The organism is Mesorhizobium sp. EU05-FHT14A09, from assembly GCF_058790995.1.
In genome coordinates this window covers 393015-405062 of sequence record NZ_JBYTDF010000004.1, presented here as the reverse complement: position 1 = coordinate 405062, position 12048 = coordinate 393015, and the positions used below count along the sequence as shown (strand labels likewise).

The following is a 12048-nucleotide window of genomic DNA, read 5'->3' as shown; positions in this document are numbered from 1 at the left end:
CGGGATCGACCAATAGGCTGTGTGCCTGGTTGAATATCGCCGGCCAGGCGTGGGTTTTTCATCAATTTGGCGCCGTGAATTAGCTCCAACGCATATCTAGGCGCCGGTTCGCTGCGGTCACAGACTGTCCGCGCCTCGAAATGTCAGGGGCACGGCTTTCCTGTTTTTAGCGTCGAAGCTCCCGAACGATGTTCAGCCTGATCTTCCATTTCGCTGAATGAGGATGATGCCGTTTCCGAGGGGGGTCTTGCTTCCAGAGCGTTTTGATCCGTGGCGACTGCTTTGTTCCGAGTACTGGAGGTGCGACTGCCCTGATCTGCAACCGCCGATGCGGCCTAAGACCTCTTGAAAGATGAGCGGGGTCACGCTGGATCGGCCTAACCCACGAGATGGAACCATGGCTCCCAGAAACTCTTCCCAACACTCGACGTTTTTCCCGCTCGATCCCAGTCAGGAACAGGACCAGGAACAGAGCGAAGCTCAAGCCCAGCTTCAGGCAGAAGCTCAAGGGCAAGGCCAGGGTCAAGGCCAGCATCAATCCAGCTATTCCAGCAATGAAAACGGCAATGGCAATGGAAATGGAAATCTCAACCTGAATGGCAATGCCAATCTGAACAAAGCCATCAACGAAAGCACGAACACCAATTCGAATTCGAGTACCAACACGAACTCGAACACCAACACGAGCACCACGCATGTGAACGTGGATGTGGGACTGGACCTTTCCGGCTATCGGCCGAGCGACGATGATTTTGCCGATATCAAGCTCGACAGGGGCGCACAGATCGACAAGCTGTTGGTCAATCACGATGGCCAGATCTTCTACAATCCAGGCGACGGCGCCTCGTTCAACGATTTCCTGAACGGCTCGCTCAACGGCGAAGGCAACGACACCGCAGTTTCGCTCGCCCAGGTCAACAATCTGAGCGACGACGACTCGATCGAAAGCGCATCGGTTTCGAATACCGGTACCTTCGAGCAGAATGGCGACGCCACTGGCGGCAACGCCCGGTCTGGTGATGGCCTCACGGCTGGTGGTGGCGGCGGTGGTGGCGGCGGCTCCGGCCACGCCAATGGCGGCGATGGCGGCAACGGCCACAATCTCGGTGGTTTCGGTTTCGGCGGCGATGCGGCCGCTGTGGCACGCGGCGGTGACGCGGCTGGCGGCGCTGGCGGATCCGGCGGTTCCGGAACTGGCTTCGGCCTTGGACTCGGGCTCGGCGTCGGGTTGGGGCTCGCCGGTGCGGCAGGTGCTGCAGGCGGAAACGCCGACGGTGGCGATTCCAATGGCAATGGTGGTTCCGGTTCCGGTTCGGGTGCCTCCACGGCGACAGCCGGGAACAGCGGTAATGCGGATTCGGGCGATGGTGGCGATGCGGCGGGTCTTGGCTTTGGCGCAGCCGGCAGCGGCAATGCCGGCAACGGCAACAGCGGCGACGCCGGTGATGGTTCAGGCACGGGTACCGGCTCCGGCGCGGGTACCGGTGGTGGTGGTGGTGATGCCGCCAGCACCGGTGGTGACGCCGGCGGTCTCGGGCTGGGCTTGCTCGGTATAGGCGTCGGAATTGCCGGCGATGCCGCGGATGCTGCAGGAGGTTCAGGTGGTAGTGGCACTGGTTCAGGTAGCGGCTCTGCTACAGGCACTGGTGGTGACAGCGGCAATGCCTCGGGTGGCGACAGCGGCGATGCGAGCGGTCTGGGCCTCGGCGGCGGCCTTGGCGGCGATAGCGGCAATGCGAATTCGGGTGATGGCGGTGGCGCCTACTCGCTTGGACTGGGTACTGGCATTGGCGGTAATAGCGGCGATGGCGGCATGGGTGGCACTGCCGGCGACGGCGGCGACGCGTCTGCGCTCGGCCTCGGTGCCGGTCATGGCTCTGGATCAGGCATCGGCGCTGGTCTCGGCGGCGCCGGTGGGATTGGCGGTTTCGCCTGGGGCGGTGACACGATCGTGGTGCCGACCGGCGGCGACGGCACCGGTGGCGCTGCGACCGGCGGCAATGGCGGCGCCGGCGGCGCAGGCGGTATCGTAACGAACGGAGCCGGCGGTGATGGTGGTGATGGCGGCATGTGGGGGTCCAACAACGGCCATGACAGCTATGTCAACGGCCTGTCGCAAGCCCACGCTGATGCCGCCGTCGACACCAGCGCCTTCAACCAGAGTATCGTCACGGGCGCCAATCTGATGGAAAACCTGCTCAGCCAGACGATTGTCGGCGGGAACTACGACAGCATGAATAGCGGCGACGATTCCTGAGTACGGTGCAAGCACGAACGGCGGCTACGCGGCTTCTGCCGCGTAGCCGCCAACCGCCTGTCGGCGGGGAGGACGTGGCGGAAGTTGGAAGGACGGCTCCGTGTATTTGGATAGGATAAGCGAGGCGATCGCCCACTTCGTAGGGTTGTTCCACATTGCAGCGGAACAGGCGCGTTTGCGCGACAATTACCTTGAGTTCAAAGCCCGGCAGGTGCCATCGGATCCGGCGCAGCCGGACGAACATCTGCCGATCGCATTTCGATCTCACTATGATTTCAACAACCCCGATCCGGGTCTGCACTATGTTCCAGCGGGCCCGGAGCTCGAAACGCAGTCCATGCTCACCCACCTGGCTTACGTCCGGATGGGGATCCCGATCGGTGCCGAGGTGCCGCCGGTGGTTTATCCGGATTACCTTGCGCTTGCACCGCACCTTTCTCTCGCGGCGCATCACACGGCCCATTCCGGCGCTTCGGCCTTCAAGCTCCAACCCGTCGGATCGGTCGCTGTGCATGTCGCGCAGATCAACACCCTTTTCGACAATGATTTCGTCAATGTCGGTGCCGGAAGCATCGATTTCCATCCGATCGGTTCGCCGAACCTCGTTCTCGAAACGCTGCATCACGACGCACTGCAATTGCTTCCGATCCAGCCGCTATCGTTGGACAACCCCGCGGACATCGGTACGTTCATCACCGACACGGCGGCGTCGCTCAACCGCTTTGCCGAGGCAGCCAGCAAGATGGCGCAGGAACCTGCCCCGGACACGTCGGGCAACGCCCCTGATGATGCCGACGGCATTTCGGTCTACGCGCATGTCTCGGTCGTCACCGACCCGGTTGGAGGCGGGACATATGTCAACGGGCAGGTGGCGGAAAAGCCGGAACTGGATGACAAGCTTCCTGCGGCATCCCCACTTCTCCATGAATCGGCGGGGACTGTGTCCACCAGCGATGCGAATGGCGGCAATATCGGGTCGACAGTCACCGGCGGCACCGTCTACGGAGAGGGACTATTGCCGGCAGTTCCCTCGGTAGAGCTCAGCACCGGCGGCAACGCCCTGGTCAATTCCGCAACAGTGATCAACGCCGCGCTCACCGGTGGGGTCTTTGCGGTGGCCGGCAATCATTTTTCGCTCGATGCCATCATCCAGATCAATGCGTGGAGTGACTCCGATGCGATCGGGTCGAGCGTGAACGGCTGGAACGCCGCAGCGCATCAGGCGGTCACCTCAGCCTATAACATCGCCGAGATGGTGCGTATCGACGCTGGAACTGAAGTCGGGGCTGACGATCACGCAGCCGCTGGATTTCCACGCAGTTGGGTTGTCACCGAGATCAGCGGTGACTTCATTTCCCTGAACTGGATACAGCAACTCAATTTCGTCCTAGATCACGACACCGCAGTCGTTTCCGCTTCCTTCGGAGTAACGACACAGGTCGGCACCGGTGGGAACCAGGCGTTCAACGGCCTCTCGATCACCGATATCGGCAGAAGCTACGACCTCGTGCTGATCGGCGGAAACTACTACGACGCGAACATAATATCCCAGACGAACGTGCTTCTTGACGACGACATCGTGGGAGCGGTGGCCGGGTTTCACACTTTCGGTCATGGCTCGGTGATGACCGGTGACAACCTTTTGTGGAACAGCGCCAGCATCACTTCAATCGGCACCGCTGCAGCAGAGGGATTGCCGAACAGCTTCCTGCACGCGATCCAGGAATTTGCCAACGGCAACAAGACGCTTTCTCCAGACGTGTTGAACGACAGCGCCTTCCTCGGCCTGCCTGGCCTCAAAGTTCTTTATATCTCGGGCAACATCTACGACCTGCAATACATCCATCAGACCAATGTGCTCGGCGACGCCGACGAAGTCGCGCTGGCGATGGGCACTGCCCGTCAGGCCATGGACGCCAATTGGTCGATAACCACCGGTTCCAATGTTCTGGTCAATTCGGCCCAGATCGTCGATGTCGATCCAGGCAGCAGGATCTATGTCGGCGGCGACCACTACACGGATGAATTGCTGGTTCAGACCGATGTTATCCGCACCGACCATCTGATGGAAACACGGAACGCCGACTATCTTGTCAATGAGGCAGTGGTGTTCCTGAGCGACGATATGGCCGGCCAGGTCCAAGGCGACCCGGTTTCGCATCTGAGGGACCCACTCGATGTGCATCCCGGGCACAGCGACATCATGCAGTCCGTAGTTTCCTAAGGCCAACAACTTGTCGAGGGAGCCATGGACGAGCGTTCGGGACATCATTCGGAAATGACGGCTGCGCCTGCTGTCGAATCTGATTTTGGCGAAGATGCTGGAACCGGCGCCACGCCGTCGGATGCCGAGGACAAGCTGGACCTGCGCTTCACAGTCTTCATGGCGGAGGTCGATCGGGCGGCCGCGGAGCTGAGGAGGAATAAGGTAAATTCGATCTGGTTTCGTCCGGCCAATGACGACGAAGCGGCGCGGGCATCCGATCGAGACGATCCGGGAGGCGAGGATAAGAACCAGGCGGAGGAAATGGACGAACCGGGATCCGGGCGAGACCGCCGTTCTGGGCAGCAAGGGGAGCGAGATACAGCTGCCGGCAACCTCAAATTGATAGATGCCGACAATGCTCCAATACGAGCGGAGGCACTTCTCTCTGGTTCCAAAACGCCGAAAAAGCACGCCGCAAGTGCGGGCGCCGGAACTGCCGACGTGTTCCATCGCCGTCTCGGGCCAATCAATCTCGCCGACAATCTGAAGGCTGGAGTACGTGCCGTCCGCCGCAACCTCGCCGTGGTCATGGCGTTCACCGTGGCGACCAACGTCCTGGTTCTAGCGATCCCGGTCTATCTCTTCCAGATTTCCGATCGCGTGCTGACCAGCCGTTCGATCGACACGCTGGTGATGCTGACAATATTGATCGCAGGCGCTGTCGTCCTGAATGCCTTGCTCGACGCCATCCGCCGTTTCATCCTGATGCGAACGGCGGTCGAGGTTGCGGTCCAGCTCGGTGCCCCCATTCTTGGGGCCGCCGCGCGCGCCTCCCTTCATAGCAACGGGCGTGAATATCAAACGCTCGGGGATCTGCAGCAATTGCGATCGTTCCTCGTTTCAGGCACGCTCCTTGCCTTTCTCGACGCGCCGTTGACGCCGCTGTTCATGGTGGCGGTATTTCTGGTGCATCCCCACCTCGGCTTCATCACGGTGGTCGCCGCCATTCTGCTTTTGGTGATTGCATTCATCAATCAACGGATGACCGCCGCGTCATTCCATGAAGCCAACAATTTCCAGAGCAGGGCGAACCTGCATCTCGATTCCATGTCGCGCAATTCCCAGATCATCAACGCGCTCGCGATGATCCCGGAGGCGGTGAAGATCTGGGGCCAGGATACCGCGGGATCCCTGAAGGCACAGGTACTCGCGCAGGACCGCAACGTCATTTCCGCCTCCATCTCCAAGGGAATACGCCTGCTTGCGCAGGTGGCCATGCTGGGTTGGGGGGCCTACCTTTCCCTCGAAGGGCAATTGACGGGCGGCATGGTCATCGCTGCCTCGATCATCGCTGGCCGTGCTCTGGCTCCCGTGGAAGGCGCCATCGAAGGGTGGCACCAGTTCATCAATACCCGTGCCGCTTATGAGCGGATTTCGACCTTGCTCAAATCGTCGCCTTTGAACTTCGAACGGTTGAAACTACCCCGGCCGGAGGGACGGCTCGACGTCGAGCGCCTGCTCTTCGTGCCGCAGGGAACCAAGCGGGTTGTACTCAATGGGATATCGTTCACGCTCTCACCTGGCGAATCGCTTGCCGTTATCGGGGATTCTGGCGCCGGCAAGACGACGCTCGGTAAGATGCTCGTCGGTTCAATCTTGCCGACATCCGGCAACGTGCGTCTGGATTTGATGGACCTGCGCAACTGGGACCAGCGCCAGTTTGGCGAGAACATCGGCTATCTGCCTCAGGACGTTCAGCTTTTTCCTGGCTCAATCAAGGCCAATATCGGCCGCATGCGCGAAGATGCCAGTGACGACGACATCTACAAAGCCGCTACGCTGGCCGATGTGCACGAACTGATCTCGACCTTTCCCCAAGGTTACGAAACCATGGTCGCAGCCGATGGCTCGCCTTTATCGGGTGGCCAGAAGCAGCGGATCGCGCTTGCTCGCGCCTTTTTCGGCAATCCGCGTCTGGTCGTTCTGGATGAACCCAATTCCAATCTGGATGGGGCGGGTGACGCCGCGCTGCTGCGGGCCCTTGCGCACGCGAAAGAGGAAAAGATCACCGTGATCACCATCACGCAACGGCCATCGCTGCTCAATTCCGTCGACAAAATTCTGCTCTTGTCTAACGGCACCGTCTCGATGTTCGGCGTGCGCCAGGAAGTCCTCAAGTCGCTGGCGCCGTTAAACGCTGCAAATGGACGTCCTGTCGTCGCCGCCCAGACGGCTCAGGTGGCCTGATGGCTGCAGGCACCGCAGACGTTCACGATCTCGATTGGTACGGCGATGTACCGCGTTCGATACGCAGGCACGCGCTCGTCGGCCTGGTCCTGATCCTGGCGGTGTTCGGCGGTTTCGGGATATGGGCGGCGACTGCTCCGCTTGCAGCAGCAGTAATCAGCGCGGGCAGTTTCGTTGCAACCGGCGAGAACAAGGTGGTCCAGCACCTCGAGGGCGGGATCATTGAAGAGATCCTGGTCAACGAGGGTGATCACGTCACCGCCAGCCAACCCTTGATCCGACTCGACGGAATTGCAGCACAGGTTAAGCAGCGGCAACTCTTCCTGCGCCAGGCGCGGCTCGAAGCCAATGCTGCGCGCCTTTCCGCACAGGTCGCAAACAAACCCGAAATCGACTTTCCCCGCATCGTCATCGACAACAGGAGCGATAACGACATCGGCTCGATCGTCGACGGGCAGATCGCCAGTTTTCGTTCGGCCCAGAGCCGTGTGGAAAGCGAGGTCGGATTGCTCAAGCAGAATATGGAATCACTGAAATTCCGCGCGGAAGGCTTCCGTCGGCAAAGCAGTTCCATGGCCGAGCAGCTTTCCTTTCTGCAAGAGGAATATAAAGGCAAATTGAAGCTTCTGAATCAGGGGCTGATGCGCAAGCCGGAGGTCAACGCGATTCAGCGGGCAATCGCCGACGCAGAGGGCCAGATCGGCAGGCTGAATGCGGAGGTATCCGAGACAGATGCTCAGGTCGAAAAATTCCGCCAGCAGATCGATCAGACGATCACCGAGCTGAACCAGAAGGCGCTCGAGGAGCTGCAGAGCAGCGAGGGGGAGCTTGACGCCATACGCGAGGAGGCCCGCCAGGCGGAAAACATCGTGCAGCGTTCGACGATAAATGCCCCGGTTTCAGGGACCGTGGTGCGGATGTACTATCACACTTCGGGCGGCGTTATCGAAAGCGGCAAGAAGATTCTTGAAATCCTCCCCGCCAACGTTCCGCTGATTATCGAGACCCAGGTCCAGCGCAAGGATATCGACGCGGTCAAGCCGGGCCAGAGGGCGACTATCCATCTGGTGGCGCTGAACCGGCGCACGACGCCGGTGCTGTATGGAGACGTCTACTACGTCTCCGCGGACGCCTTGTCCGACGCTACCCTTCCCAATACCGAGGTCTATCTGGCGCGTATTCGGCTGTCGGCAGGCGAGCTTGCCCGAATTCCCGGCTTCACCGCGACGCCTGGCATGCCTGTCGAAGTTATGATTGAGACCGCGGAGCGGACATTTCTGGACTATCTGACGAAGCCCATCCGCGAAAGCATGTCGCGGGCTTTCACTGAACGATAGGTGAGGGGCTCGCTGACAGCACAAATGCGCCGGTGTCGCATAAGAGCAGCTTGCATTCCTGCCCGGTTGTTTCGTCGTTTGAGACGGAAGTTCAATGGGCGTCTAGAGGCTAGCCTCAGCAATTCATCCCGTTGCGATCAATCCAGCGTTGTTCCCGATTTTGACCTTTTGGTTCGCCCAGCCATACGAGATCGTATGAAGGATACGGGTTGGCTAACCGGCCGCTAGGCCATTGATTTTTATACCCTGGAAGACACCCTCCGGGCCACCATTGTCGTTGTTCATCGACGGTGGGTCTGCGAACGATTCGCCGAGAGGCTGCTTATGCGTCAGGCAATGTATACGCGACCCATTTCCCGCACCGCCACGCGGACCGGTGGTACTCCGGCCCGCTCGGGCAAAATGTTAGAATCTGCCGTCAACCCAAAAGCGGCTGCCCGAAAACCGCTCGTGCATAGTCGCGCAGCGCGGTTTGGCTGTGTGGCGCGGTGTCTTCACGCTTGACATCCTTGTATTGAGGCTGACCGTTGAAGGGATAAGAAGGATTGAATTCACGCGTGATAACGCCTCTGAACGCACCATTCTGCGGATCGGTGACGTACTTGTCGTCCGGCCCTCGCACGTTGCGATCATTGTCAGCTGTCACCTTGAGCTCGCCGGCGTCGTTGGGCGTGACGGTCTTGGCCGCTTCGACGAGTTGATGGACTTTGCCTGGATCCATGGTGTTCAGCTTGCCAAGCAACTCATGCGGGTCGACGCCAAATTGCTGCGCGGTGGCAGCAAGCCGGGGTATCATGCTGTTGCCGCTCCCGTCATTGTCAGCCAGGGCACTGGCAATTTCGGGCCTGATGCCGGCGGCTTCAAGGAACTCTCGCGTCGGTTTTTCAAGCGCATCGGCGCTCTTGACGCCGTTATAGATCATCAACCCGATCGCCGAAGCGAGCACGAGGCCGGCGCCCCATGGACCAGCCGCCGCCAGCCAACTTCCGCTGGCGGCGATCGAGGAGGCCGCCATAAGACCGCCGCCAGTTGCGGCTGCCCCATAGAGAATCCCCGCTTGCCACTCTCCTTTGATGAAGGCGTCGACTGCGAAAGCGCTGTCGATGACGGCCCCGCCAATTTTGAAATAGGTGCTGAATTTCACCCAGCCGGCTTCGCTGGCGAGGCCCGTTCGTGCTGCCTTGGCAGCGACCGAGCTCGAAAAATCGCTGGAGATGAATTGAAACCCGCGCCACCCGCGTTGCGCAAGTGCTGCGAAAAGTTCGGTTGTCTCCTTGGCGGTGCCGATCGCGTAATAAACGGCCTTGGTCTGATCCAGCAGCCCGGTCGGCTGGCTGGAAAGCTTCTCGTAGCTTTGGAACGTTTGATAGCCATTGAAGACGGCGCCAAGGAAATTCATCGAAGCGCCGAAGCCATGCACCTTCTTTGCATCGACCTTGACTTCCTTGGGAGGATTATCCGGCGAGCCAAACACATCCGTGATTTTTGTCTTGCTCGGGGCGGAGGAGGCCGACGATCGCGAACTGTCTCCGGCATCGGCAATCGCGCTCGTTGTCGCCGGAGACGATGAGAGCTGCGAATTGACGAACTCCTTCAGGAAACCGCGGCTGCCGGTAATCGTCGACGTCGGATTGGTTTTTCCGGTCGCTTGCGCGGCGTCTTTCTCCAGGACAATCCGCGTAACCTCGTCGCGACCCTTGCCGCTCATCCCCATGGCAAACGCAGCTTCCTTGGTTCCAGCAAAGTTCTTGCGAACGTTGTCGAGGTGCCCGGCGTTTTTCAACTCCGCCAGTTCAGGAAGCGCTTCGGAAATAGCGTAGTTCGTTCGGACGATTCCGTATCCGAGGTCATCAAGCGCATTGGAAGCGTTGTCGAAATCCTTGATGATATTCTGGTTGCGCTCGACATAGCCGATGGTGGCCAGATCAAGTTGCTCGGGCGTCATGAATGGCGCGAGGTTGGCGCGCAACTGGCTCACCGTTTCGGTCGCTTTGCCGAAATCCGTAACGGCCTTGTTCGTCTGGCTTTGAAGTTCGACGACGCCGTCGGCAAGCGCAATCAGCGCGAACTCCGCGCGAGCGGTCTGTCCCGTGCGCTTCATTTCGATGGTAGCGGCCAGCGAAAGAGAAGCGCCGTGGCCGCGGCTTAAGGAAAGGAAAAACGCTTCTCCATACATGCCGAGGGGATTGTCGCCATGCTCACCGATGCGGGCGATGGTCTGGGGCATATGCTGCACCAGCATCCGGGCAACGTCGGCGACCACCGCTTTGCCGTTTGCCGACCGCGCGGCCCGGTCCGTCGCGAGCGCGAGCTGACCGTAGGTTTTCGCCATCTCGTCCGGGTTTGTCGATTCGGGACCGTAGGAGCTTTTGCCGAGATACTGGGCGATGCCGCCGATGACGTCAGGCATGCCGGCGATTATCCGCGCCGCGGTTTCCGGCGAAACGTCACGCGTCTGCTTTTCAAGTTCTTCAGCCGCGGCTTTTCCACCCCCTTGCCCATAGGCCTGACGCACGGCGTCGACACCCGGCTTCACCACAACGTTGTATGTGGCGCGGTCGACGGCGTCCCTGAACTCCGGATCGTCGGGGCCGAACTTGACAAGCAGCGCACCGCGGCTCGCGATTGCCAATTCGCGTTGACCGGGAGGAGCGCTGTCGCCTGCGCTTTTGAGCTGCGTTTCGATCTCCTTGTCGAGTTCGCCGCGTCGCTGTTCGACCTTGCCCGGATCGGTGTTTTTCGCCTCGACCAGCGCATCGTGCTTGTCGAGCACCACGCCGAACTGGTCGCGCGTCCAGCCCTGCTTCTGCCAATCCGTCTTCACGATGTTGAAGCCGGTATCGATCGCGGCCTGCGCCCTGGGGTCCTGAGGTGCCGTCTTCTTCAACGTGTCGTAGCGCTCGGACGCGACTTCCTCCGGAAACACCTTGGCGTTGCCGGCATGGCGCAATTCGCGCTGCGTCGCATTGGTCAACTTGGACCATTTTGCGTTGGCATCGGCATGAGCCTCGGCGGCATTGTTGCGCGCGAATTCGCGGCGATCGGAGGGCAGCGATGGATCGCGGGCAATATCATCGAGGCGGGCAGCTTCGCGATCGGCCGCCTGGGCATCGCTGATCAGCGTGTTGAATTCCCCTTTCGTGAGGCGCGTCTGTTTCCAATCCTCGTTGACCGCGGCATCCGCTTTGTCGATCTCCTGCAGCGCGCGCGCGTCGTTTGGAAAATAGCCCTTCAGCGTTTCAACACGCGGCCGCGACGCTTCATCGGGAAATGCCTGATCTTCACCGGACTGACGGATTTCTCCGCCGACCAGTGCGTTGAATTCCGTCCATTTCGCGTCCGCCACGCGCCGCGCATCCGTGGCATCGATCCGATATTCCTTGCGCGTCGCCGGATCTATGCTCGGGTCGCGGCTCTTCTGTTCCAGATCGGTTGCCTTCTTGCTGGCGTCTTCCGCGGCGCGCCCGGATTCGCGGATCTTGCCCTCGTTCGGGTCTTCGCGCGGAACGAAAACGACCTCCCCGGTCTGGATGCGGTCGATATCGGACACCTGGGCGTTCGTCTTGGCGAGCCCGGAAAGGCTCATGTGGTTGCGCGCCGCGATATCCGTCATCGTATCGCCGCTTTGGATGACATAGGGCTGTTCGTTCGCGCCGACCCTCGGCCTGGTACCGTCCGCAGCCGCACGCTGTGAGGTCGCGCGTTCGACAGCGGCCTTCCATTCAGGTGTCGTTGACGGTGGCTCCGGGGTCGATGGCGGTGGTGCTGCCACCTTGGTCCGACCAGGATAGTTTCCCATCTTGTCGACGGCTAATGGCATGGGATGTCCTCACCGAAATGCGTTTGAGCGGGGGTACTCACCGGAGCGGTGATGATGCCCCCCGTTGTCTGACAGTTCTGTGTCAACCGAGGCGATCGGCCTGGACTTCGCCCCTTGTATGACCGCTCATTTGAAAACGACCGCGCCAAAAAATGCGACAACTGCAAAGACTTCGACCTCA

6 protein-coding genes are annotated in these 12048 nt (G+C 60.4%); 5 read left to right on the top strand and 1 reads right to left on the bottom strand.

What is annotated here, in order from left to right; translation table 11 throughout:
* Nucleotides 1–397 precede the first annotated feature (397 nt).
* The 4 genes from AC3WTO_RS16915 to AC3WTO_RS16900 all read left to right on the top strand — a co-directional run bounded on the left by AC3WTO_RS16915 (nucleotide 398) and on the right by AC3WTO_RS16900 (nucleotide 8047).
* A complete protein-coding gene (locus AC3WTO_RS16915) occupies nucleotides 398–2257 on the top strand; it encodes a hypothetical protein (RefSeq protein ID WP_492461903.1) in 1860 nt (619 codons plus the stop codon).
* 100 nt (nucleotides 2258–2357) lie between these two features.
* Nucleotides 2358–4481 (top strand): hypothetical protein, encoded by a 2124-nt coding sequence (locus tag AC3WTO_RS16910; RefSeq protein WP_492461902.1) that lies wholly within the window; start codon nucleotides 2358–2360, stop codon nucleotides 4479–4481.
* A gap of 24 nt (nucleotides 4482–4505) precedes the next feature.
* Entirely contained in the window at nucleotides 4506–6710 is a 2205-nt protein-coding gene (locus tag AC3WTO_RS16905; protein ID WP_492461901.1) for a type I secretion system permease/ATPase, read from the top strand.
* Nucleotides 6710–8047, top strand: a complete 1338-nt coding sequence (locus tag AC3WTO_RS16900; RefSeq protein ID WP_492461900.1) for an HlyD family type I secretion periplasmic adaptor subunit — start codon at nucleotides 6710–6712, stop codon at nucleotides 8045–8047. Before AC3WTO_RS16905 ends, AC3WTO_RS16900 begins: the two co-directional genes overlap by 1 nt.
* Nucleotides 8048–8465: 418 nt before the next feature.
* On the opposite strand, the gene AC3WTO_RS16895 is transcribed toward AC3WTO_RS16900, so the two are convergent.
* The gene (locus tag AC3WTO_RS16895; protein ID WP_492461899.1) at nucleotides 8466–10823 is read right to left on the bottom strand and encodes a hypothetical protein; all 2358 of its coding nucleotides are present in this window, start codon (nucleotides 10821–10823) and stop codon (nucleotides 8466–8468) included.
* Nucleotides 10824–10988: 165 nt separating this feature from the next.
* On the opposite strand from AC3WTO_RS16895, the gene AC3WTO_RS16890 reads away from it, so the two are divergent.
* Nucleotides 10989–11741: a hypothetical protein gene (locus tag AC3WTO_RS16890; protein ID WP_492558422.1), complete on the top strand. Its 753-nt coding sequence runs from the start codon at nucleotides 10989–10991 to the stop codon at nucleotides 11739–11741.
* Nucleotides 11742–12048: the final 307 nt, after the last annotated feature.